The sequence below is a fragment of the Dellaglioa sp. CoH-56-MRSF-11 genome (assembly GCF_056782135.1).
Map to the genome: position 1 here is coordinate 1 of NZ_JBXAYE010000177.1, position 233 is coordinate 233.

The 233-nt window shown below is 66.5% G+C and carries 1 protein-coding gene; it reads left to right on the forward strand.

The genetic code is table 11. The annotated features are described in order from the left end of the window. A partial coding sequence (locus tag AC1RPT_RS08295) for a hypothetical protein (protein ID WP_481763074.1) occupies nt 1–233 on the forward strand: 233 nt, incomplete at both ends.

Below are 233 nucleotides of genomic sequence, written 5' to 3' on the forward strand. Positions count from 1 at the left end.
TGTCGATCTCGGCCGATACACGGTCGAGGAGAACCCTGACGGCTCCGTCCACTCCCTGCCCATCGACCCCGATCTCCCTGAGCTGGATGACGACGGTTTTGACCCGCAGCTGGCTGCCCAGATCGACCGGGTTTTGGCCCCGACCGGAGTGCGGTGGAGTGTGCGTTCCCTCGCCGGCGAACCCGCCCGGGCGCTCGCTCACCTGGCGAACAGCCTGAACGCACGACTGATTG